This window comes from Nocardioides asiaticus, assembly GCF_040049175.1.
Classification (GTDB): Bacteria; Actinomycetota; Actinomycetes; order Propionibacteriales; family Nocardioidaceae; genus Nocardioides; species Nocardioides cheoyonin.
In genome coordinates, this window is the sequence record NZ_JBDZDM010000008.1 from 22,725 (window position 1) to 44,892 (window position 22,168).

19 protein-coding genes are annotated in these 22,168 nt (G+C 70.5%); 12 read left to right on the forward strand and 7 right to left on the reverse strand.

The window, feature by feature from the left end:
• Position 1: 1 nt before the first annotated feature.
• On the forward strand, positions 2–1,573 hold the full coding sequence (locus tag ABLE53_RS23410) for an HD domain-containing phosphohydrolase (RefSeq protein WP_348861590.1): 1,572 nt from the start codon (positions 2–4) through the stop codon (positions 1,571–1,573).
• A 13-nt stretch (positions 1,574–1,586) separates the two neighbouring features.
• Here ABLE53_RS23410 and ABLE53_RS23415 read toward each other — a convergent pair whose 3' ends face one another.
• From ABLE53_RS23415 to ABLE53_RS23445, 7 genes are all read right to left on the reverse strand, one after another.
• Complete coding sequence (locus tag ABLE53_RS23415; protein ID WP_348861591.1) at positions 1,587–2,582, reverse strand: phage baseplate protein; 996 nt, start codon at positions 2,580–2,582, stop codon at positions 1,587–1,589.
• Positions 2,583–2,728: 146 nt separating this feature from the next.
• A complete protein-coding gene (locus tag ABLE53_RS23420; RefSeq protein ID WP_348861592.1) occupies positions 2,729–3,742 on the reverse strand; it encodes an ABC transporter ATP-binding protein in 1,014 nt (337 codons plus the stop codon).
• Complete coding sequence (locus tag ABLE53_RS23425; RefSeq protein WP_348861593.1) at positions 3,739–4,755, reverse strand: ABC transporter ATP-binding protein; 1,017 nt, start codon at positions 4,753–4,755, stop codon at positions 3,739–3,741. Before ABLE53_RS23425 ends, ABLE53_RS23420 begins: the two co-directional genes overlap by 4 nt.
• Positions 4,748–5,716, reverse strand: coding sequence for an ABC transporter permease (locus ABLE53_RS23430; protein ID WP_348861594.1), 969 nt, complete (start codon positions 5,714–5,716; stop codon positions 4,748–4,750). Before ABLE53_RS23430 ends, ABLE53_RS23425 begins: the two co-directional genes overlap by 8 nt.
• Positions 5,716–6,765: an ABC transporter permease gene (locus ABLE53_RS23435; protein ID WP_348861595.1), complete on the reverse strand. Its 1,050-nt coding sequence runs from the start codon at positions 6,763–6,765 to the stop codon at positions 5,716–5,718. The genes ABLE53_RS23430 and ABLE53_RS23435 overlap by 1 nt, the downstream gene beginning before the upstream one ends.
• On the reverse strand, positions 6,762–8,471 hold the full coding sequence (locus tag ABLE53_RS23440) for an ABC transporter substrate-binding protein (protein WP_348861596.1): 1,710 nt from the start codon (positions 8,469–8,471) through the stop codon (positions 6,762–6,764). The genes ABLE53_RS23435 and ABLE53_RS23440 overlap by 4 nt, the downstream gene beginning before the upstream one ends.
• 46 nt (positions 8,472–8,517) lie before the next feature.
• Entirely contained in the window at positions 8,518–9,453 is a 936-nt protein-coding gene (locus ABLE53_RS23445; RefSeq protein ID WP_348861597.1) for a proline iminopeptidase-family hydrolase, read from the reverse strand.
• A 189-nt stretch (positions 9,454–9,642) separates the two neighbouring features.
• Here ABLE53_RS23445 and ABLE53_RS23450 point away from each other — a divergent pair, with 189 nt between their 5' ends.
• The 11 genes from ABLE53_RS23450 (at position 9,643) to ABLE53_RS23500 (ending at position 22,145) form a co-directional block, all read left to right on the forward strand.
• Complete coding sequence (locus tag ABLE53_RS23450; protein ID WP_348861598.1) at positions 9,643–10,407, forward strand: FadR/GntR family transcriptional regulator; 765 nt, start codon at positions 9,643–9,645, stop codon at positions 10,405–10,407.
• A gap of 105 nt (positions 10,408–10,512) precedes the next feature.
• Positions 10,513–11,511, forward strand: coding sequence for an SDR family NAD(P)-dependent oxidoreductase (locus tag ABLE53_RS23455; protein WP_348861599.1), 999 nt, complete (start codon positions 10,513–10,515; stop codon positions 11,509–11,511).
• Between the two features lie 86 nt (positions 11,512–11,597).
• Positions 11,598–12,374, forward strand: coding sequence for a GH12 family glycosyl hydrolase domain-containing protein (locus tag ABLE53_RS23460; RefSeq protein ID WP_348861600.1), 777 nt, complete (start codon positions 11,598–11,600; stop codon positions 12,372–12,374).
• Between the two features lie 106 nt (positions 12,375–12,480).
• Positions 12,481–14,514 (forward strand): threonine--tRNA ligase, encoded by a 2,034-nt coding sequence (gene thrS, locus ABLE53_RS23465; protein WP_348861601.1) that lies wholly within the window; start codon positions 12,481–12,483, stop codon positions 14,512–14,514.
• A 123-nt stretch (positions 14,515–14,637) separates the two neighbouring features.
• A complete protein-coding gene (locus ABLE53_RS23470; RefSeq protein ID WP_348861602.1) occupies positions 14,638–15,651 on the forward strand; it encodes an AurF N-oxygenase family protein in 1,014 nt (337 codons plus the stop codon).
• An 18-nt stretch (positions 15,652–15,669) separates the two neighbouring features.
• Positions 15,670–17,343, forward strand: coding sequence for an FAD-dependent oxidoreductase (locus ABLE53_RS23475; RefSeq protein WP_348861603.1), 1,674 nt, complete (start codon positions 15,670–15,672; stop codon positions 17,341–17,343).
• Positions 17,340–18,065, forward strand: a complete 726-nt coding sequence (locus tag ABLE53_RS23480) for a TetR/AcrR family transcriptional regulator (protein ID WP_348861604.1) — start codon at positions 17,340–17,342, stop codon at positions 18,063–18,065. Before ABLE53_RS23475 ends, ABLE53_RS23480 begins: the two co-directional genes overlap by 4 nt.
• 63 nt (positions 18,066–18,128) lie before the next feature.
• Positions 18,129–18,674 (forward strand): HIT family protein, encoded by a 546-nt coding sequence (locus ABLE53_RS23485; protein WP_348861605.1) that lies wholly within the window; start codon positions 18,129–18,131, stop codon positions 18,672–18,674.
• A gap of 151 nt (positions 18,675–18,825) precedes the next feature.
• Entirely contained in the window at positions 18,826–19,959 is a 1,134-nt protein-coding gene (locus tag ABLE53_RS23490; RefSeq protein ID WP_348861607.1) for a sugar ABC transporter substrate-binding protein, read from the forward strand.
• Positions 19,960–20,076: 117 nt separating this feature from the next.
• A complete protein-coding gene (locus ABLE53_RS23495) occupies positions 20,077–20,874 on the forward strand; it encodes an ATP-binding cassette domain-containing protein (RefSeq protein WP_348861608.1) in 798 nt (265 codons plus the stop codon).
• Positions 20,871–22,145, forward strand: coding sequence for a sugar ABC transporter permease (locus ABLE53_RS23500; protein ID WP_348861609.1), 1,275 nt, complete (start codon positions 20,871–20,873; stop codon positions 22,143–22,145). The genes ABLE53_RS23495 and ABLE53_RS23500 overlap by 4 nt, the downstream gene beginning before the upstream one ends.
• Positions 22,146–22,168 lie beyond the last annotated feature (23 nt).

Consider the following 22,168-nt stretch of genomic DNA (forward strand, 5'->3'; position numbering starts at 1 on the left):
CATGGAGAGGGCCACCGGACCCGGCCGGCACCCGCTGCCGCGCCGGGTCGAGGTGCTCGCCGGGCTGTCGGTCGCGATCGACCTCGGCCTGGGGCAGCCGGCGGAGCACATGCTCCGCTCGGCAGTCATCGCGTGCGGCCTCGCCGACCGGCTCGGCCTGAGCCGGGAGCAGCGGGCGACGGTCTACTACTCGACGCTGGTCATGTGGATCGGCTGCCACGCGGACTCGCAGGAGTACGCGCGCTGGTTCGGCGACGACATAGCCGTACGCCAGGGCGCCTACCTCGCCGACTCGGCCGGCCTGCCGATGATGCGGTTCCTGGTCGGCAACGTCGCCCGTGGCGAGCCGCTCGGGACCCGCGTACGCGTCCTTGCCACGCTGCTCCGCGACGCGCGCGGCCAGCTGGCCGCGCTGATCCACTCGCACTGCACCTCCGCCGCCGCGCTCGCCCGGCACGTCGGGCTCAGCCCGGACGTCGAGCACGCGCTGGCCTACACCTTCGAGCGGTACGACGGCGGCGGGCTGCCGACCGGTGCGACGGGTGACGCGATCCCGGTCGAGATGCGCGTCGCGCACGTGGCCGACTACGCCGACGTCCACCACCGGCTGTACGGCGTCGACGGGGCCGTCGCGATGGCGCGGAGCAAGCGCGGGGGCCACTTCGACCCGGCGGTCGTCGACGCGCTCGTCGCCGACCCGGCGGCGCTGCTCGAGAGCCCCGGCGACGACGCATGGGAGAGGGCGCTGGCCGTGGCGCCCGACGCCGAGGTGCGACTCGACGACGCCGGCCTGGACCGGCTCCTCACCGCGATCGGCGACTTCGTGGACCTCAAGTGTCCGTTCACGCTCGGCCACTCACGACGGGTCGCCGAGCTCGCCCACGAGGCCGCGGTGCGGCTCGGCTTCAGCCCCGCAGAGGCGACGACCGTACGCCGGGCCGGGCACCTCCACGACGTCGGTCGTCTGGGCGTCTCCAACCAGGTCTGGTCCAAGCCGTCGGAGCTCACCGCCTCGGAGTGGGAGCGCGTGCGGATGCACCCCTACCTCACCGACCGCGTGGTCACCCGGATCCCCGGCCTGGCCGCGGAACGGCTGGTCGCCCGGTCCCACCACGAGCACCTCGACGGGTCGGGCTACCCGCTCGGGCTGGCCGGCACGGCGCTGGGCCGCTGCGAGCGCCTGCTCGCCGCCGTCGTGGGCTACCAGGCGGCCCTCGAGCCCCGGCCCTACCGCGACGTGCTCCCGCCCGAGGCAGCAGCCCAGCGGCTGCGGGAGCGCGCGACCCGCGGCGAGCTCGACACCGAGTGCGTCGAGACGGTCCTCGCGGCCGCCGGGCAGAAGCCGGCGAGAGTACGCCGCGACGACACCCTCACGCCCCGCGAGGTCGAGATCCTCGGCCTGGTCGCCCGCGGACTGTCCAACCGCGAGATCGCCACCCGCCTGGTGCTCAGCGAGAAGACCGTCCGCAACCACGTCGAGCGCACCTACGCCAAGATCGGCGCCGCCAACCGCGTCGGCGCCAGCCTCTACGCGCTCGAGCACGGGCTCGCCGGTCGGCTCCACCACGGATGAACGGTCGAGTCCGTCAGGCGGGGTAGTTCTTGTAGAAGACGTTGGCGACGCGCTTGCCGACGTACCCGGAGGCGAAGCCGAGGAACAGACGCGGGGTGCCCGCCGCGGTGACGTACACCGCGAGCCCCTCCGGCTCGCGGTTGTTCACGAGGCGCTTCACCCCGGCGTGGGTCGCGGCGGACTGGATCGTCTCGCCGGTGCGCAGGTCGACGCTGTACACGCGCGCGTTGTCCTCGCCGGAATCGCCGGTGAGCAGGTACAGGTAGTCCCCGTAGACCGTGTATCCCTGGAACGTGCCCAGGCCGGCGGGCTGCCTGATGTGGGGGTGGACCGACACGGCCCCCGAGCCGGGCACCGGGTCGGAGCTGGTGGCGAGCATGCTCTCGATGTCGTAGAGGCCGTAGTGAAAGGCGCCGTCCTCGAGGTACCGCACGACCATCCGCCGGTGGTAGGAGTCGGTGGCGCAGGTGATGTGGTCGGCACCGAGGACGGGCTGGTACTTCGGTCCCCAGTCGTGGGAGCTGATCGTCTCGCCCGCCGTGTAGGGGACGCGGATCAGTCGGGTGCCCCACCCGTGGCCGTTGTCGTCCGTCCTGACGTCCGCCTCGATCCACAGCTCGGGGCTGCCGCTGATCGCGTCGACGCCGAAGGACACTCCGTGTCCGCAGTCGTTGATGTGCATGTGCCCGCGCCAGTTGCCGTGGAAGTCGAGCTCGTTGATGCACAGGTCGCCGTGGGCGTCCGCATCCCTCGTCTTGTTGGGCTGCAGCTGCGCCACGAACAGCCGGCGGTTGGTGCTGTCGAACGCCAACGACTGCATCACCCGGCTGACGTGGTACAGCTTGCGGTGCACGAAGAGATCGTGCGACGGCGCGGTCAGGTCGAACTGCCCCGTCGGCACCGCGGTCGCGGGCGCCGACCACCCGGCCAGCGGTCCGCCCACCGCGGCGGCGATCCCTCCGCTCGCCGCGAGCAGCCCTCGGCGGCTGATGCCGGCTTCCCAGCCCATCGACTTCCCCTTCATGTCCGACGATCGGTGACGACGCCGGTCCGGCGACGGCACCAACGCTGACAGCGACGGCGGCCGGTGTCCTTGGCGTGGAGTGCACGATGCTGTGCACTGCGTCCACTCCTCCGCCTCCGGCGGATCGACAGTCAGGCCAGCGGGAAGTGGCAGGCGACGTACCGCTGGCCGCCCTCCCCGGTGCCGCCCTCGGCGTCCCCGCGCGGGCGCACCTGCAGGAGCGGGCGTTCCTCGGCGCACCTGTCCTGGGCGTAGGGGCAGCGGGTGCGGAACGCACAGCCCGACGGCTTGTCGAGCGGCGTGGGAATGTCGCCCTTGAGCAGTACCTGCTCGCGGGCGTCGTCGTCCTCCCCGGTGTCGACCTCCGGAGCGGCGGCGAGGAGCGCTTGCGTGTAGGGATGGGCGGGCTGCTCGTACAGCTCCTCGGCGGGGGCGAGCTCGACGACCTCGCCGAGGTACATGACCGCGATCCGGGTCGACACGTGGCGTACGACGCCGAGGTCGTGCGCGATGAAGACATAGGTCAGCCCGAGCTCGTCCTGCAGGTCGTGGAAGAGGTTGAGCACCTGCGCTTGGATGGAGACGTCGAGCGCCGATACCGGCTCGTCGGCGACGATGACCTTCGGGTCCATCGCCAGGGCCCGCGCGATGCCGACCCGCTGCCGCTGCCCGCCGGAGAACTCGTGTGGGAACCGGTCGGCGTGGGTGGCGTTGAGGCCGACCACCTCGAGCAGCTCCCGGACGCGCCGCTCCCGTTTGCGCCGGTCGCCGTACCCGTGGATCTCCAACGGATCGGACAGGATGTCGTTCACCCGTCGTCGCGGGTTGAGGGAGGTGTAAGGGTCCTGGAAGACCAGCTGCAGCTCCTTGCGGACCGGCCTGAGCTGCCGTCGCGAGAGGGTGCTGATGTCGCGGCCGGCGAAGGTGACCCGGCCGGACGTGAGCTCGGTCAGCCGGACCACGCAGCGTCCGAGCGTCGACTTGCCGCAGCCGGACTCGCCGACGATGCCGAGGGTCTCACCGGCGTGGACCTCGAGGGAGACGCCGTCGACGGCACGGAGGTCCGCACCCGGCCTGAGCGGTCCCTTGCCGATCCGGAAGTGCTTGGCCACGTCGTCCGCCCGCAGGATCACCTCGCCGGTCATCGCGTCTCCCGGGACAGGCGGAGGCTGCCGCGGTCGTCCGGCAGCCAGCAGGCGTCCCGATGCGCTCCGCCCTCCAGAGGCGGCTGCTCGGAACAGCGGTCGAAGCTGAGCCGGCACCGGGGAGCGAACGCACAGCCGGGGAGTACGTCGAGTGGCGATGGCGGCGTGCCGGGTATCGTCGGCAAGCGGCGTACGCGCGCTGCGCGCGGCCGGGGCACGGAGTCGAGCAGACCCCACGTGTAGGGGTGGCGCGGGTTGCGGAAGATCTCGCGCCGCGGGCCCTGCTCGGCGGCCCGGCCGGCGTACATCACGAGCACGTTGTCGGCCATCGAGGACACCACGCCCATGTCGTGCGTGATGAGGATGATCGACGAGCCGTGCTCGGCGCGCAGCCCACGCATCAAATCCAGGATCTGGGCCTGCGTCGTCACGTCCAGCGCCGTCGTCGGCTCGTCGGCGATCAGCAGCGCCGGGTTGCACGCGAGCGCCATGGCGATCATGACCCGCTGCCGCATGCCGCCGGAGAACTCGTGCGGGTAGTCCTTGACCCGGCGGCTCGCGTCGGGGATGCCGACCTGGTCGAGCAGGTCGGCCGCACGAGAGAGCGCTGCCGAGCGCGAGACGTCTTCGTGGACCCGGATCTGCTCGGCGATCTGCCGGCCGACGGAGTAGACCGGCGTCAGCGACGTCATCGGATCCTGGAAGATCATGGCGAGCTCGCGTCCTCGCAGCCGGCGGTGCTCCTTCTCGGGCATCGCGATCAGGTCCCGTCCGCGGAACAGGGCCTGTCCCTCGATCATCGCGTTGGGGTCGCGGATGAGCCGCATCAGGCTCATCATCGAGACGCTCTTGCCGGAGCCGGACTCGCCGACGATCCCGAGCACGTCACCGCCGCCCAGCGTGAAGGAGAGCCCGTTGACCGCCGTGACGGTGCCGCGCCGGGTGCGGAAGCGGACGGTGAGATCGCGTACGTCGAGCAGCGGCTCCGCCCGGTCTGCGGCGGTGTCAGGCATGACGGATCCTCGGGTCGAGCAGGGCCTGGACGAGGTCCACGACCATGTTCGCGATCACGACGAAGAAGCCGGCGTAGATGACGCAGCCCATGATCACCGGCAGATCGAGGTTCTGGAGCGAGTCGTAGGTCAGCTTCCCGACTCCGGGCAGTCCGAAGACCACCTCGGTCAGCAGCGCGGCGCCGCCGATGAGCGCGCCGAAGTCGAGCCCGAACAGGGCGACCAGGGGCACCAGCGAGCAGCGCAACGCGTGACGGACGAGCACCTGCCGCTCGGAGAGCCCCTTGGCGCGGGCGGTGCGGACGTAGTCCTCGTTGAGCGCCTCGAGCAGCTCACCGCGCAGGACGCGGGCGTAGATTCCGACGTACAGCACGGCGAGGGTGAGCCACGGGAGGAGCAGGTGGAGCGCCCAGCCCCCCGGACTGTGCCGGAACTCGACGTAGCCTAGGGGCGGCACCCAGGCGAAGACGCCGTCGTGCCACTTGCTCTGGGAGAAGAGGTTGACCACCTCACCGAGCCAGTAGACGGGCACCGAGACGCCGACGATCCCGAAGAGCATGATCAGCGGGTCGAGCAGCGTGCCCCGGCTGGCCGCGGAGAGGGTGCCGAGAAGAACGCCGACCACCATCCAGATGACGGCCGCGCCGACGACCAGCGAGAGCGTGATCGGGATCGCCTCGAGGATCTGGGGGATCACCTTCGCGCCGCGGTTGACGAAGGAGGTGAGGTCGTGGCTGATGAACAGGTGCTTCATCATCAGCGCGTAGCGGACCGGAAGCGGCTGGTCGAGGCCGAACTCGTGGCGCACCTGGGCCAGCGTCGCCTGGTCGGCGTTGCGTCCGGCGATCCGCGCCGCCGGATCGACCCCTGGCGTGGCGAAGAAGATCAGGAAGACCAGCACGCTGATCGTGAAGAGCACGAGGACGGTCTGCAGGAGCCGGCGGACGGCGAACCAGAGCATCAGGCCGCACCCCGCAGCCGCGCCTTGGGGTCGAGGGCGCTGCGTACGCCGTCGCCGAGGATGTTGAGCGCCACGGCGGTGATCACGATCATCAGGCCGGGTGCGAGCGTGACGGCCGGTCGGGTGTAGAGCAGCCCGACGCCGTCGTTGATGAGCGTCCCCCAGCTGGCCTGCGGCGGCTGGACGCCGATCGAGAGGAACGACAGCGCCGACTCGGTGAGCATGTTGATGGCGATCATGAGCGGCACGAAGACCAGCACCGTCGGCATGACGTTGGGCAGCACGTCCTTGCGCAGGATCCGCGCGTCGCCACCGCCGAGTCCCACGGCTGCCTGGATGAAGTCCCGCTGCCGCAGCGAGCGCACCTGGGAGCGCAGGGGACGGCCGACGTACGGCACGTAGATCATGGCGATGATGACGATCGGCAGCCACAGGCTGTTGCCGCTGATGTGCACAGGCCCGAGATCGAGGCCGCTGGTCAGCAGCACCACCGACAGCGAGATCGCGAGTAGGTAGACCGGGAAGGCCCAGACGACGTCGAAGAGCCAGTTGAGCACCGCATCGACGATCCCGCCGAAGTAGCCGGCGACCACACCGAGGATCGCCGCGATCACGCAGCAGAGCAGCGCCGAGACGGCGCCGATCAGCAGCGTGTTGCGGCCGCCGCACAGCAGCCTGGCCATCACGTCCCGACCCTGGCCGTCTGCGCCCAGGAAGTAGTGGTGGAGGTCCCAGGTCGGGCCGATCGGCGTCACGCCGAGGCCGAGGCCGCTCGTGCTGGGCGCCAGCACCGGCTGCTCCTTGCCGTCGATGACCGTCGTCCCGTCGACGTGCGAGGTGAACGGGTTCGTATGCGCGACGGAGTGGGCGTAGACCGGCGCCAGCAGGCAGGCCAGCACGACCAGCAGGAGAACGGCGAGCGCGGCCATGGCCACCTTGTCGCGCGCGAGCGTGCCGAGCGCCGTCCGCCAGGGGCCCGGAGACCTCCTGGCGGACGGCGCCGCCGGCGTGGCGGGCGCGCCGGTCACGGCGTACGCGTCATCGGTCACTTGACCCACAGCTGGTCGACCAGCATGTAGAACTGCTTGCTGAACTGGTAGTTCCCGACCCGCTTGCTGACGAAGTCGATCAGCTTCGGCGTGAAGAGCGGGGCGACCGGGGCCTGCGCCATGACCGCCTTGTCGATCTCGCCCCACTGCTTGTCGGCCTCGTCCATGCTGGTCTGCTCGGTCTTCAGCGCCGCGTTCATCTGCGCCTCGATCTTCTGGTCGCAGAAGCCGGAGATGTTGATGCTCGAGTCGCTGCCGGGGTGGAACGAGGCGCACGAGAGCAGCACGTGGAGGAAGTCGGAGGCGGCGGGATAGTCCTGGTACCACTGCGAGACCGCCATCTGCACCTTGTTCTTGGTGTTCTGGATGTAGGTGAACTGGATGTTGCCCGACAACGGCTTGAGGACCGCCTTGTAGCCGATGGAGTTGAGCACGCTCTGGAGGTACTCGCCCATCTGCTTGTTGACATCGTCGGAGCTCACGACGATGCCGACGGTCTGTCCCGCGGTCCCGGACTCCTTGACGAGCTGCTTGGCCTTCTCGAGATCCGCGGCCTTCCAGGTCGTGCCGCCGCCCTTGGTGTAGTCGCAGAAGTCGGTGTGGCCCGGGAACCCGGGCGGCAGGAAGGTGCAGACCGGCGCGGCCAGGTTGGTGCCGCCGAAGATCTTGACCGTGGCGCTCCGGTCGATCGCCCAGTTGACCGCCTGGCGGGCCTTCAGGTTGTTGAACGGGGCCATGTTGGTGTTCATGGTGGCGTACCAGAGAGCCGTCAGGGTGTTGACGTGGGCCTGGTCGGCGTACTTCGTGCCGATCTCGGAGAGTCGGTCGGCCGGCGGCGAGTCGAGCATCCAGTCGGCCTGGCCGTTCTCGATGGCGGTGACCTCCGCCTCCACGGTCAGTCCGAACGTCTCGTCGATCTCGTCCGGGTAGCCCTGTGGCTGTGCGTCGGCGTTCCACGCCTCGAAGTGCGGGTTGCGCTTCATGACCAGCGACCGGTTCGGGTTGTAGGACGCGAAGTAGTACGCGCCGGTGCCGGGGATCGGCGTCGTGCCACCGTCCTTCGCGGGCGCGTCCGCCGGGAGGATCGAGGCGTGCGGGACGGCGAGCTTGTAGGGAAATTCCGGATCGGGTTCGGTCAGGTGGATCGCGACGGTGTTGCCTGGGCCGGCCACGACGCCCTTCGGCAGCGTGCAGGTCGCCGGCGTCTTCATGCACGCGTCCGCGCCCACGATGCCGTTGTAGAAGGTGCCGGCCGTCGGACTGGAGACCTTGAAGATCCGCTCGAACGATGCCACGACGTCCTTCGTCGTCACCGGCTGGCCGTTGGAGAACTTGATGCCCTTGCGGAGCGTGAACGTGTATGTCTTGCCTCCGTCGGTCACCTTCGGCTGCGCCGCGGCGAGGTCGGGGACGACCTGGAAGCTCTGGTCACCGCCGACCTTGGTGAAGGCGAGCAGGCCGTCGTACGTCGCCTGGTAGAGCTGCCAGTACTGGAGCGTGTAGTTGACTTGAGGGTCGAGCGTGCCGCCGGCCGCCTGGGCGACGAGGTGGAGGGTGCCGCCGGCGTGCTGCTTCTGGTAGGTCGCGGGCGCGGTGCTGCTCGCGCCGGGGGAGCTGCCGCCCGAAGGAGAGCTGCCGCCACCGCAGGCCGCGGTGGCGAGGGCGAGGGCAGCGGTCGTCAGGACCGCTGCGAGGCGTCGTGCCATGGGTTCGGCTCCTTCAAGGGCTGGGCAGGAGGGATGGGCTGGTCGGTCACTGGGCAGACCGCGGGTCGTCGTGCCCGTCGAGGCTGTGCTCGTCGAGGAAGGCGCCGACGACGGAGAGGAAGCGCTCCTCCTCCTCGACGTGCGGCATGTGGCTGGACTCGGGGAAGACCTCCCAGCGGACGTCGGGGATCCCGTCCATGAACGGCTGCATCGTGAGCGGCGTGGCCTCGTCGTACGCGCCGTTGACCAGCAGCGTCGGCACAGCGATCGACTTGACCTCGTCGACGACCGACCAGTCCCGCAGGGTGCCGATGCAGTGGAACTCGTTCGGGCCGTTCATCGTGTTGTAGACGGTCGGGTCGGCCTCGATCGCGGCGTCGGTGGCCGCTACCTCGGGCGGGTTGGGCACGATCCGGCAGACGTGCAGGTCGTAGTAGTACTTCGACGCCTTCTTGTACTCCGGGTCGTCGTAGGTCCCTGCCTCCTCGTGCTTCACCAGCGTTGCGAGGACGTCGGCGGGCAGCTGCGCGCGCAGCTCGTCGGCCGCCTGCGACCACAGCTCCATCGAGGCGGGCGAGTCGGCGATCGTGAGCGTCCTGAGGCCCGCCGGCCGCCTGACGGCGTGCTCGGCGCCGAGCATCCCGCCCCACGACTGGCCGATCACGTGGTAGTCGTCGGCGATCCCCAGAGCGGCGAGGAGGTTGTCGAGCTCGGCGAGGAAGAGGTCCACGGTCCAGAAGTCCGCGCTCTTGTCGGGCAGGTGCGTGGAGTTGCCGATCCCCAGCTGGTCGTAGTGGACGACGGCCCGGCCCTGCTCCGCGAGGCGGGCCATCGTGAGGGTGTAGTTGTGCGCGGCCCCGGGGCCGCCGTGGAGGACGACGACGGGCGTCGCGCCTGTCCCGAGCTCGCCGGTGATGCGGTACCAGGTCTCCCACTCCCCGAAGGGAACGGTGCCGGTGGCGGTGGGCTCGGGGATGGCCAACTGACGACTCCTCCGGGAGTGGGGCACGCCGGCCCGTTGGCGGGCGCGGCTGTCAATCTCGTCAGGAATGGTCTGGGTGGCAAGCCTTTCTACAGAGACGTTCGAAGACCGTAACGAGCCGGAAACCGGCCTCTCAGCATGCTTCTCGACATGCTCGGCCGACGGGGACACGTCGGCTACGTTTCGGGCGTGGAGCGGGTGGAGGGAGCGCACGTGGAGCAGGATCCGCCCGGTCTGCTCTCCCAGCCGGTGCAGGTGCCGAGCACCGTGGACGAGGTCACCGACCGACTCGTCGCGGCGATCGCGCTCGGCGAGTTCCTTCCGGGGGAGCGGCTGCCGGTGGAGCGGACGCTCGCGCAGATGCTGGACGTGGCCCGCTCGACGGTCCACGAGACCTACCACCGGCTGCGGGACGCCGGGCTCGTCGAGATCCGGCGCGGCCGCAGCGGTGGCGCCTATGTGCGCGCCGACTGGACGGCGCAGTCGGCCGCGTCCGTCGGGCGTACGCTCCGTCCCCGCCGGCAGCAGCTCGAGGAGCTCTTCGACCTGCGCGGCATGGTCGAGGGGATGATCGCGCGCTCGGCGGCCGAGCGGCGTACGCCCGACGACGTACGCGTTCTCGAGCAGGCGCTCTCGGCGTACGCCAGCGCCGGGAGCCCGTCCGAGGCCCACGCCGCCGACGGCGCGATCCATCGGGCGGTGACGCTGGCGACCCGCAACGACGAGGCGCTCCGGCTCAGCCAGGACCTGCTCGCGAGGATCACGATCGGGCTGCCGATCGAGCCCTACAGCGTCGCGGCCTTCGACGAGGCGCTTGTCGAGCACACCGAGCTCGTCGAGGCGATCCGCGACGGCGACGTCGAACGCGCCGGCGCGGTCGCGTCGCGGCACTTCGACATCAGCGCCCGCCAGGTCCGGGAGCTGCTGGACCGCAAGTCCGCGGGGACCGAGTGATCCTGCTCCAGGCTGCCGGGCGCCGCGCGGCAGCCGCATGCGGGCAAGGGCGTCCGGGTACACCGCGGCCATGGTCGACGACGCGGATGCACGGCTGCGGCGGCGATGAGGATCCTCGGGCACCGTCGCGGGATCGATCCCGACGGGGCGGTGGTGGTGATCACCGGCGCCTCCAGCGGGATCGGACGGGCGACCGCGCGGCTGTTCGCGGCCGAGCACGCGCGGCTGTGCCTGGCCGCGCGGTCCGCGGATGCGCTCGAGGGTGCCGCCGCGGAGTGCCGGGAGGCGGGCGCGGCGTCGGTCACGACCTTCCCGTTCGACGTCAGCGACGCCGACGGGCACGGGCGGCTGGTCGAGCGGGCGCTCGCCGAGCACGGGCGGATCGACGTGTGGGTGAACGACGCGGCGGTGATGTCGTACGGCACCGTCGAGCAGACCCCCGTCGAGATCCAGCGCCGGATCATCGAGGTCAACCTGCTCGGGATGATGTGGGGGACCCGGGCGGTGGTCCCCGTCTTCCGCCGGCAGCGTCGCGGCGTGCTGATCAACGTGTCCTCGCTCTACGGCAAGATGGCGACGCCGTACGTCAGCGGCTACGCGGCCAGCAAGTTCGGGATCCTCGGCTTCAGCCAGGCCGTGCGCCAGGAGCTCCACGACCTGCCCGATGTCTCGGTGTGCACGGTGCTGCCGGGCTCGATGGACACGCCGATCTTCGGGCACGCCGCGAACTACCTCGGCCGGCGGGTGAAGCCGGTGCCCCCGGTGTCCTCGCCCTGGCGGGTCGCCCGCGTGATCGTCCGGCTGGCCCGCCGCCCGCGCTCCCACACCGACGTGGGCCAGCTGCAGCACCTCGCCAGCCTCGGGCACGCGCTGATGCCCGGCACGTACGGCGACCTGGCGCCGACGGTGATGCGGTTCGTCGCGGTGGGGGACGAGCGGATCGAGCCCGGCCCGGGGAACGTCCTGCGGCCCGATCCCACGACCGACGGGGTCTCCGGGCACTGGCGCAACCGCCCGGCCCGGATCGCGGCGACGGCCGCCGTGGCCGTCGGCATCGTCGGCGCGGGCAGGCTCCTCCGCGGGCGGAAGGCGGCGCTGACATGACCGCGCATACCCAATTTGGGGGATGGCCGAGCCCGCGCCGCACCCAGCAGGGTGGGGGAATGCCCTCGACCAGGAGATCGGGCGCCGTGGCCGAGCCCCGCCCCCGCACGCGTACCGCGGCCGTCGTCGTACTCCTTCTCGCACCGCTGCTGGCCCTCGTGACACCGGCGTCGCCGGCGAGCGCGGCGGCCGTGTGCGCGAAGCCGAAGTTCGTCACGACCGAGCCGCACGGGATGGCGAGCAGCGGCGTCTACACCGTCGACAACGACATGTGGAACGCCTCGGGCTACCACATGACCCAGCGGCTTCGGGTCTGCAGCCGGTCGCGCTGGACCGTCGACGTCAAGGTGCGCAACCCCACCGACAAGGCGGTCAAGAGCTATCCCAACGCCCACCGCGACTACCACAACTGGAGCACCGGCCACGAGCCGCGGCTCTCGTCGTTCACCAAGCTGCGCACCAGTTGGGCAGCGCGTACGCCGGGCAAGGGCATCTACGACGCGGCGTACGACCTCTGGCTCAACGGCGTCGCCGACGCGGACAGCAACGAGGTCATGATCTGGACCGACAACCGCCACCAGGTCCCGTTCGGCCACCGGGCCGGTCATCTGTGGTTCAACGGCATCAAGTGGCAGGTGTGGACCGGCGCCGGCCACCAGTACATCGCCTTCACGCCGCCGCGGCGGCTCACCCACGGCACCCTCGGCCTGCTCAGGCCGCTGCACTGGCTCGTCCGGAAGGGCTGGCTCCGGAAGAAGACGACGGTCGGCCAGGTCGGGTTCGGCTTCGAGGTCGTGCGTACGGCGGGCCAGCGGGTGCGCTTCGCGACGAGCCGCTTCTCGGTGAGCTCCGCGCGCAAGTGAGCCGAGGCTGAGCGGGGGAGCACGATGCGGGTCCGTCAGCCGCGCCCCGATACCATCGAGTGGCCGCCGAAGACGGCGGGAACCGACCTGACCACAGGAGCCTCTCGTGTCCGAGCTGAAGATCGTCGTACTCACCGCGCAGGAGCGTGAGGAGCGGGCGGTCACGACGGGGACGAAGGCATGGGAGCTCTTCCGGGACGACCCGGAGATCATCGCCGCGAGGGTCTCGACCAGCTCGACCAACGGAGCGGGCTCGACCACCGGACGGCAGCTCAGGGACCTCGCCTACGAGCTGCAGGACGGCGACGAGGTCGAGGGCGTCGCGATCGACTCCAAGGACGGGCGCGACATCCTGCGCCACTCCACGGCCCACGTGATGGCGCAGGCGGTGCAGGACCTCTTCCCGGAGGCCAAGCTCGGCATCGGCCCGCCGGTCCAGGACGGCTTCTACTACGACTTCGACGTCGACACCCCGTTCGTCCCGGCCGATCTGGAGAAGATCGAGTCCCGGATGCGGAAGATCATCAAGGAGAACCAGCGCTTCTCCCGCCGTCCGGTCTCCGACGCCGAGGCGATCGCCGAGCTGCAGGACGAGCCCTACAAGATCGAGCTGATCGGGCTGAAGGGCTCCGGCGCCTCCACCGGCTCCACCAGCGAGGCGGTGGAGGGGGCCTCGGTCGAGGTCGGCGCCGGCGAGCTGACCATCTACGACAACATCAACCGCAACGGCGAGGTCGCCTGGAAGGACCTCTGCCGGGGTCCGCACCTGCCGACCACCAAGCGGATCCCCGCCTTCAAGCTGATGCGGTCGGCGGCGGCGTACTGGCGCGGCGACGAGAAGAACAAGCAGCTCCAGCGCATCTACGGCACCGCCTGGGAGTCCAAGGAGGCGCTCGAGGAGCACCTCCATCGGATCGAGGAGGCCGAGCGCCGCGACCACCGCAAGCTGGGCCGCGAGCTCGACCTGTTCTCCTTCCCCGAGGAGCTCGGCTCGGGCCTGCCGGTCTTCCACCCCAAGGGCGGGATCATCAAGCGGGAGATGGAGGACTACGTCCGCCGCCGGCACATCGAGGAGGGCTTCTCGTACGTCGGCACCCCGCACATCTCCAAGGACGGCCTGTTCCACACCTCGGGCCACCTGCCGTACTACGCCGACACGATGTTCCCGCCGATGGAGCTCGAGGGCAGCAGGTACCAGCTCAAGGCGATGAGCTGCCCCATGCACAACCTGATCTACGCGAGCCGCGGCCGCTCCTACCGCGAGCTGCCGCTGCGGCTCTTCGAGTTCGGCACCGTCTACCGCTACGAGAAGTCGGGTGTCGTCCACGGCCTGACCCGCGTCCGCGGCCTGACCCAGGACGACAGCCACTCCTACGTCACCCCGGAGCAGGCGCCGGCCGAGATCAAGCACCTGCTCGACTTCGTGCTCGGCGTGCTCAAGGACTTCGGCCTCGAGGACTTCTACCTCGAGCTGTCGACCCGCGACGCCGACAACGAGAAGTTCATCGGCACCGACGAGCAGTGGGCGACCGCGACGAAGATCCTGGAGGACGTCGCGTTGGAGTCCGGCCTCGAGCTCGTGCCCGACCCCGGCGGCGCCGCCTTCTACGGCCCGAAGATCTCGGTGCAGGCCCGCGACGCGATCGGCCGCAGCTGGCAGATGTCCACGATCCAGTACGACTTCAACCAGCCGGCCCGCTTCGGCCTCGAGTACGTCGCCGCCGACGGCTCCCGCCAGCAGCCGGTGATGATCCACTCGGCGAAGTTCGGCTCCATCGAGCGCTTCTTCGGCGTACTCGTCGAGCACTACGCCGGCGCCTTCCCTCCGTGGCTCGCTCCCGTGCAGGTCCAGGGGATCCCGATCGCCGAGCGCCACCACGACTACCTGTACGCCGTCGCCGACCGCCTCAGGAAGGCCGGCATCCGCGTCGAGGTGGACGACAGCGACGACCGGATGCAGAAGAAGATCCGCAACGCGCAGGTGCAGAAGGTGCCGTTCATGGTGATCGCCGGCGACGACGACGTCGAGAAGGGCGCGGTCTCGTTCCGCTACCGCGACGGCCACCAGGACAACGGCGTGCCCATCGACGAGGCGATCGCCCGGGTCGTCGGCGCCGTGGAGTCGCACGAGCAGGTCTGAGCAGGGCCAAAACTAAATGTGACGCGATGTCGCGCGTACTCTTGTTTCCGGTACGCGCGTCGCACTAACGTGGGTGTCGTCCATCACGTACGACGTCATCGACCCACCGAAGAGGTGCTCCGCATGACCGCTGTCCAGCAGGAGAGGCGTGGAGCCAAGCACGCTCCCGGTGCCCACGTGCCCCAGGGCAAGCAGGGCTACTTCGAGACCCTCCGCACGCTGTCCCAGGCCTCCGTCGACCAGCACTTCGAGGCGTTCAAGGACATCGCGTGGGACGACCCCGACTTCGCGGTGATCCCGCACGACGAGCGCTGGATCCTGAGCGACGTCGACGAGCTCGGCGCCCACCCGTGGTACAAGTCGCTCCCCAAGGAGCGCCAGATCGAGATCGGGATGTACCGCATGGCGCTCGTCGCCAAGGTCGGTCTGCAGTTCGAGCAGCTCCTGATCAGCGGGGTCATGAACTACCTGCTCTGGAGCCGCAACGACAACCCCGAGTTCCGCTACGCCACCCACGAGGTGACGGAGGAGACCCACCACACCCAGATGTTCCAGGAGCTCGTCAACCGGGTCTGCCCGGACGCGGTCGGCACCCCTCGCGGCTTCAAGGTGCTCGTGCCGATCCTCGCGACCGCGGGCGGCTGGTTCCCGGAGGCGTTCTTCGTCGGCATCCTCGCCGGCGAGGAGCCGATCGACCACCTGCAGAAGAACATCCTCCGCGGCCGCGGCATGCACCCGCTGATGAACCGCATCATGCAGATCCACGTGGCCGAGGAGGCGCGGCACATCGGCTTCGCCCACCAGTTCCTCGAGCACCACGTGCCCGACCTCAACCCGGTACGCCGGCAGATCCTCGGGCTGATCTACCCGGTCATCATGCGGCTGCTCTGCGACGTGATCATGGTCCCGAGCAAGCAGGCGCGCGCCGACATGGGCATCCCCGACGAGGTCGCCAAGGAGATCTGGTGGGACGCGCCGGAGTCGCAGAAGACGCTGCGCGACATGTTCTCCGACGTCCGGATGCTCGCCGACGACCTCGGCCTGCGCAACCGCATCACGAGGCTGGTCTGGAAGGCGATGAAGATCGACGGACGCTCCGCCCGGTTCCGCAGCGAGCCGGCCAACGCCGCCTCCTGAGCCGGACGGGATCCCTCGTTGCCGCACGTCGTCACGCAGTCCTGCTGCTCCGACGCCTCCTGCGTCGTCGCCTGTCCGGTCAACTGCATCCACCCCGCGCCCGGTGAGCCCGGCTTCGCCGAGGCGGAGATGCTGTACGTCGACGCGACGTACTGCGTCGACTGCGGCGCCTGCGCCACGGCCTGCCCGGCCGACGCGATCGTCCCGCACACCACGCTCACCGAGGCGCAGCAGCCGTTCCTGGCGCTCAACGCGGAGTACTTCGAGGTCTTCCCGCACCGCGACCGCGCGATCCTCGCGCCGGTGCACGAGCAGCGCCGGCTGCGGCGTCCGGGTCCCTACCGCGTCGCGGTGGTCGGCGCCGGACCGGCGGGGCTCTACACCGCCGACGAGCTGCTGAAGCACCCCGAGATCACGGTCGACGTGTTCGACCGGCTGCCGACGCCGTACGGCCTGGTGCGGGCGGGTGTCGCGCCCGACCACCAGCACACCAAGCAGGTCGAGAAGCTCTTCTCCCAGATCGAGAGCCAGCCCGGCTTCCGCTACTTCCTCGGCGTCGAGGTCGGCAAGGACGTCTCGCACGCCGAGCTCGCGGCCCGCTACCACGCCGTCGTCTACACGGTCGGCGCCGCCAGCGACAGGCCGCTCGGGATCGAGGGCGACGACCTGCCGGGCTCGCTGTCGGCGACCGACTTCGTGGGGTGGTACAACGGCCATCCCGACAGGCAGGACCTCGACGTCGCGCTCGGACACGAGCGGGCGGTCATCGTCGGCAACGGCAACGTCGCGCTCGACTGCGCCCGGCTGCTGGCCGAGGACCCGGAGCTGCTGCAGCGCACCGACGTCTCCGACGGGCCGCTCGCCGTGCTTCGCGACAGCGCCGTACGCGAGGTCGTCGTGCTGGGCCGGCGCGGCCCCGGCGAGGCGGCGTTCACGGTGCCGGAGCTGGTCGGGCTGGCCGGCCACGATGGCATCAACGTCGTCGTCGACACGGGCGACGTGCCGCCCGATGCGGCCCTTGCGGGCGGCGACGTGAAGTCGCGGCTGCTCTGCGAGATGCACGCGCGTGAGGTCGATCCCGCCAAGCGCACGGTCGTGCTCCGGTTCCTCTCCTCGCCGACCCGCGTGCTGGCCGGCGACGATGGTCGCGTCGCCGCCGTGGAGATCGGCCGCAACCGGCTGCATCCCGACGAGCACGGCGTGCCCCGCGCGGTGCCGACTGGCGAGACCGAGGTGCTGCCCGCCGGCCTGCTGCTGCGCGCCGTCGGCTACAAGGGCCTGCCCGTCCCCGACCTGCCGTACGACGCCGCCTCCGGCGTCGTGCCCAACGACCACGGGCGCGTCATGCCGGGCGTCTACGTCGCCGGCTGGGTCAAGCGCGGTCCGACGGGCTTCATCGGCACCAACAAGTCCGATGCGGAGGAGACCGTCGACCGGCTGCTCGACGACCTCGACGCGGGCAGCATCCCGGAGCCGGTGGGGGACGCGCGCGGCGTCGCGGCGATCGTGCGGTCCCGTCAGCCGGCGATGGTCGACCTCGCCGGGTGGCAGGCGATCGACGCCGAGGAGAAGCGCCGTGGGGTGGCTGCCGGACGCCCGCGGGTGAAGATCGTCGACGTCGAGGAGATGCGGAGCATCGCCGCGACCTCGCGCCGCCCGCGCTACGCCCGGCTGCGCAGGGACCCGCGGTGACGGCGCCGAAGGCGGCGAAGCGCGGGGCCGACGGCCGTCGCGCTCGGTGGGACGAGCACAACGAGTCGCGGCGGCGCCGGATCGTCGACGCAGCGGTCGCCGCGATCGAGGCGAGCGAGCCGGGCGCGGACATCCACGTCCAGCAGATCGCCGCCGACGCGGGGCTGTCCCGGACGGTCGTCTACCGCCACTTCGAGGATCGCGCCGACCTCGACCGCGCGGTCCAGCAGCGGATCCTCGACAGCCTCTGGGAGGAGCTCCTCCCGGCGGTGAGCCTCGACGGCACGGTCCCGCAGATCATCCGCCGTGTCGTGGGGACCTACGTCGACTGGGCGGTCGCCCACCCGGCGCTGCACCGCGCCGCCGAGCACGACCCCGGCGGCGACGAAGGCAGCCCGCTCCAGCTCGGCATGGAGCGGCTGGCCGGTCAGATCGCGGAGGTGCTGGGTCTCGGCGTCGTCGCGATCGGCGCCGAGCCCTCCGAGGAGGAGGCGGCGGCGCTCGACCCGCTCGTGTTCGGCCTCGTCGGCGCGGTCTTCGGCGCCGTACGCCGCTGGGTCCACCGGTCCGACCGGCTGTCACCGTCGATGCTCATCGGACTGACCAGTCGCTCGATCTGGTACGTCCTCCAGGGCCACGCCCGGACGCTGGGCGTCGAGATCGACCCCGACGTGCCGCTCCAGCGCCTGCTCGACCCCGATCCGGTGACCAGCGTCCCGTGACGCGCTCGCGACCGGTGCGCCCGGCGCGCCCGGCCCGCCGTACCGCTGGCTAGTCTGGCCCGCGTGACGGAGGACGCGAGCGTGCTGCGACAGGACGGCGTGGGGGAGCCCGACGCCCTGGACCGGCTGTGGACGCCGTACCGGATGGCCTACATCCGCGGCGAGAACAAGCCGGCCGACCCCTCCACCCAGGAGTGCCCGTTCTGCCGGGTGCCGACGCTCGACGACGACTCCGGCCTGATCGTCCACCGCGGCGAGCTGGCGTACGTCGTCCTCAACCTCTACCCCTACGCGCCGGGCCACGTGATGGTGTGCCCGTACCGCCACGTCGCCGAGTACGTCGAGACCACCGACGAGGAGACCGAGGAGATGGCGCTCCTCACCAAGACCGCCGTCCGGGTCCTCAAGGACGTCTCCCACGCCGCGGGCTTCAACATCGGCATGAACCAGGGCGAGGCGGGGGGAGCGGGCATCGCCGCGCACCTGCACCAGCACGTCGTGCCGCGCTGGGTGGGCGACCAGAACTTCATGCCCATCATCGGCCGCACGAAGACCCTGCCCCAGCTCCTGCGGGACACCCGCGAGCTGCTCGCCGGCGCCTGGCGCTGAGGGCGCCCTCCTCGACCGTCCCCCAGACCGGGGACCTGGCCCCAGGTCTTCCGCCGAAGTGGTCTAACGCCCCTTGCGCGGTGTGATCGCCGTCACTATGTTGTCGTCCGCAACATATCCGTGTGGCACCGGTCACACGGAGCCTCGAGCAATGGAGGTCGAGAGTATGGACAGGCGCAAGGGTGCTCGTTTTGCGTCGCTGATGGCAGTTGGGGTGCTCGCGACGGGAGTGCTCGCTGCGTGCGGGAGCAGCAGCAGCGGCAGCAGCGGCAGCGGTGGTTCCGAGGCCGACGTCGGTGTGATCCTCCCCGACGCGACGACCTCGCCACGCTGGGAGAGCCAGGACCGGCCGAGCCTGCAGAAGGCGTTCGACGCCGCAGGCCTGAAGGCCGACATCCAGAACGCGCAGGGCAGCACGGCCAAGTTCGGCCAGCTCTGCGACAGCATGATCAACGAGGGCGTGGCGGTCATCATGATCGTCAACCTCGACTCCCAGTCGGGTGCGGCGTGCCTCAAGAAGGCCGCCGACGCCGGCGTGAAGAGCATCGACTACGACCGGCTGACGCTCGGGGGCGGCGCGTCGTACTACGTGTCGTTCGACAATGTGAAGGTGGGCGAGCTGATGGGCCAGGGCCTGCAGCAGTGCCTGACCGACATGGGCAAGACCAAGGCCAACATCGTCTACGTCGACGGCGCGGCCACCGACAACAACGCCGCGCTGTTCAAGTCCGGCTACGCGAAGGCGCTGAAGCCGAAGCTGGACTCCGGTGACTACAAGCTCGTCGGCGACCAGTCGGGCGAGTGGGACGCCACCAAGGCGGGCCAGGTCTTCGACCAGATGTACACCCAGAACAACGGGAACATCGACGGCGTGATCTCGGCGAACGACACGATGGCGACCGGCATCATCGCGCGGCTGAAGGCCACGAAGAACGCCGGCAAGATCCCGGTCACCGGCCAGGACGCCAGCACCGAGGGCCTGCAGAACATCCTGCAGGGCTACCAGTGCGGCACCGTCTACAAGAACACCACCCTGGAGGCCAAGGCCGCCTCGGACCTCGCGATCGCGCTGATCAAGGGCGACGACGCCAAGGCGAAGTCCCTGGCCACCGGCTCGGTGGAGGACACCGAGCTCAACAAGCAGGTCCCCTCGGTGCTCGCGACCCCGGTCTGGGTCACGAGGGACACGGTGAAGGACCCGGTCAACGACGGGCAGGCCGACGCGTCGCAGATCTGCACCGGCGCCGTGGCCGCGCTCTGCAAGAAGTACGGCGTCAGCAAGTAAGGGGCGGCAGCGACCGCAGCGCGGGGCCCGCACCACAGCGGGCCCCGCGTCACCCGCGCCCGATCCCGTACGCCACCCGCGCCCCGCCCGGGGCGCCGACCATGAGGAGTCACCACCGTGACCGTCCAAGCACCCGAGCACGCCGGCCCGAGCGCGTCGACCGCGCCGCTGCTGGAGCTGCGCGGCATCGAGAAGAGCTTCGGAGCCGTCCACGTCCTACGCGGCGTCGACCTCACCGTCCGGCCCGGTGAGGTCACCGCCCTCGTCGGGGACAACGGGGCCGGCAAGAGCACCCTGATCAAGGGGATCGCCGGCATCCACGCCTTCGACGGCGGCGAGTATCTCTTCGAGGGCCGCCCCGTCCGGGTGCACGGCCCGAAGGACGCGAACGAGCTCGGCATCGAGGTCGTCTACCAGGACCTCGCGCTGTGCGACAACCTCGACGTCGTCCACAACATGTTCCTCGGCCGCGAGGTCCTCAAACGGGGCATGATCGACGAGGACACCATGGAGCAGCGCGCCCGGGAGACCCTCGACGGCCTCTCCGTGCGGACCCTCAAGTCGGTGCGCACCCACGTGGCCGCCCTCTCCGGCGGCCAGCGGCAGACCGTCGCCATCGCCCGCGCGGTGCTGTGGAACTCCAAGCTCGTCATCCTCGACGAGCCCACCGCGGCGCTCGGCGTCGCCCAGACCGAGCAGGTCCTCAAGCTCGTACGCCGGCTGGCTGATCGCGGCCTCGGCGTCGTACTCATCAGCCACAACCTCAACGACGTGTTCGAGGTGGCCGACGACATCGCCGTGCTCTACCTCGGCCAGATGGTCGGCCAGATCCGGGCCGCTGACACGAATCCGGGGCGGGTCGTCGAGGCGATCACCACGGGGCAGATCCCGGAGCGCAACGGAGGTGCGGCGTGACCACGGTCCTCGACAAGCAGTCCGCTCCCAGCCCGTCGGAGCCGCCCGAGCCCGACGAGGGCACGTTCGGCGGGATCGTCTCCGCCTACCTCGCCCGGCTCCGCGGCGGCGACGTCGGCTCGCTCCCGGCTGTCCTCGGCCTCGTCGTGCTGGTGATCGTCTTCTCGGCGCTGCGGCCCAACACCTTCACCAACGCGTTCAACTTCGCCAACCTGATCGGCCAGTCCGCGGGCGTCACGGTGCTCGCGATGGGGCTGGTGTTCGTCCTCCTCCTCGGCGAGATCGACCTGTCGGCCGGGTTCACCGGCGGCACCGCCGCCGCGGTCCTGGGCCTGGTGATGACCCGCCACGGCTGGCCGTTGGTGCCGGCGCTGGTCTGCTGCCTGCTGGCCGGGGCAGTCATCGGCGCCGTCGTCGGCCTGCTCGTCGCACGGCTCGGGATCCCGTCCTTCGTCGTCACGCTGGCGGCCTTCCTCGGCCTGCAGGGCGTGCTGCTGACGATCATCGGCGAGGGCGGCACCATCCCGTTCCAGAACGACTTCGTCAACAAGCTCAACAACGGCAACCTCGCCGTCTGGCTGGGCTGGGTGCTCGGGATCCTCGGCATCGCGGCGTACGCCCTCACGACCTATCTCTCCGACCGCTCCCGGCGGGCGAAGGGGCTGACCGTCCAGCCGATGCTGCAGTGGGCGCTCAAGGCGGGCGTCGTGGCGGTCGTCGTGCTCGCGGTGGTCGGCTACCTCTCGGTGGAGCGCAGCCGGCACCCCAACGTGGTCTCCCTCAAGGGGGTCCCGATCTCGCTGCTCGTCATCGTCGCGCTGCTGATCGTGCTGACCTTCGCACTGAACCGCACCGCCTGGGGCCGGCACGTGTACGCCGTCGGCGGCAACGCCGAGGCCGCCCGCCGCGCCGGGATCAACGTCGCCCGGATCCGGCTGAGCTGCTTCGTGGTGTCGTCCACCGTCGCCGCGATCGCGGGTCTGCTCATCGCCAGCCGCACCAACTCGGTCAATCCGACGACGGGCGGCTCCACGACCCTGCTGTACGCCGTGGGCGCCGCGGTCATCGGCGGCACCAGCCTCTTCGGCGGCAAGGGCCGGATCGTGGACGCGCTGATCGGCGGCACCGTCGTCGCCGTCATCGACAACGGCATGGCGCTGCTCAACCAGCCCCAGGGCACGGTGTGGATGGTGACGGGTCTAGTGCTGCTGATCGCCGCGAGCGTCGACGCGCTCAGCCGCAGACGAGCGAGTTCGACCGGCAGAATCTGATGGCCGCCTCCGGTCCGGCTCTC

What these genes read in the sequence shown, in the direction of transcription:
- ABLE53_RS23410 (WP_348861590.1), top strand. Translation starts at nt 2, where the DNA reads ATGGAGAGGGCCACCGGACCCGGCCGGCACCCGCTGCCGCGCCGGGTC.
- ABLE53_RS23415 (WP_348861591.1), bottom strand. Translation starts at nt 2,582, where the DNA reads ATGGGCTGGGAAGCCGGCATCAGCCGCCGAGGGCTGCTCGCGGCGAGC.
- ABLE53_RS23420 (WP_348861592.1), bottom strand. Translation starts at nt 3,742, where the DNA reads ATGACCGGCGAGGTGATCCTGCGGGCGGACGACGTGGCCAAGCACTTC.
- ABLE53_RS23425 (WP_348861593.1), bottom strand. Translation starts at nt 4,755, where the DNA reads ATGCCTGACACCGCCGCAGACCGGGCGGAGCCGCTGCTCGACGTACGC.
- ABLE53_RS23430 (WP_348861594.1), bottom strand. Translation starts at nt 5,716, where the DNA reads ATGCTCTGGTTCGCCGTCCGCCGGCTCCTGCAGACCGTCCTCGTGCTC.
- ABLE53_RS23440 (WP_348861596.1), bottom strand. Translation starts at nt 8,471, where the DNA reads ATGGCACGACGCCTCGCAGCGGTCCTGACGACCGCTGCCCTCGCCCTC.
- ABLE53_RS23455 (WP_348861599.1), top strand. Translation starts at nt 10,513, where the DNA reads ATGAGGATCCTCGGGCACCGTCGCGGGATCGATCCCGACGGGGCGGTG.
- ABLE53_RS23470 (WP_348861602.1), top strand. Translation starts at nt 14,638, where the DNA reads ATGACCGCTGTCCAGCAGGAGAGGCGTGGAGCCAAGCACGCTCCCGGT.
- ABLE53_RS23490 (WP_348861607.1), top strand. Translation starts at nt 18,826, where the DNA reads ATGGAGGTCGAGAGTATGGACAGGCGCAAGGGTGCTCGTTTTGCGTCG.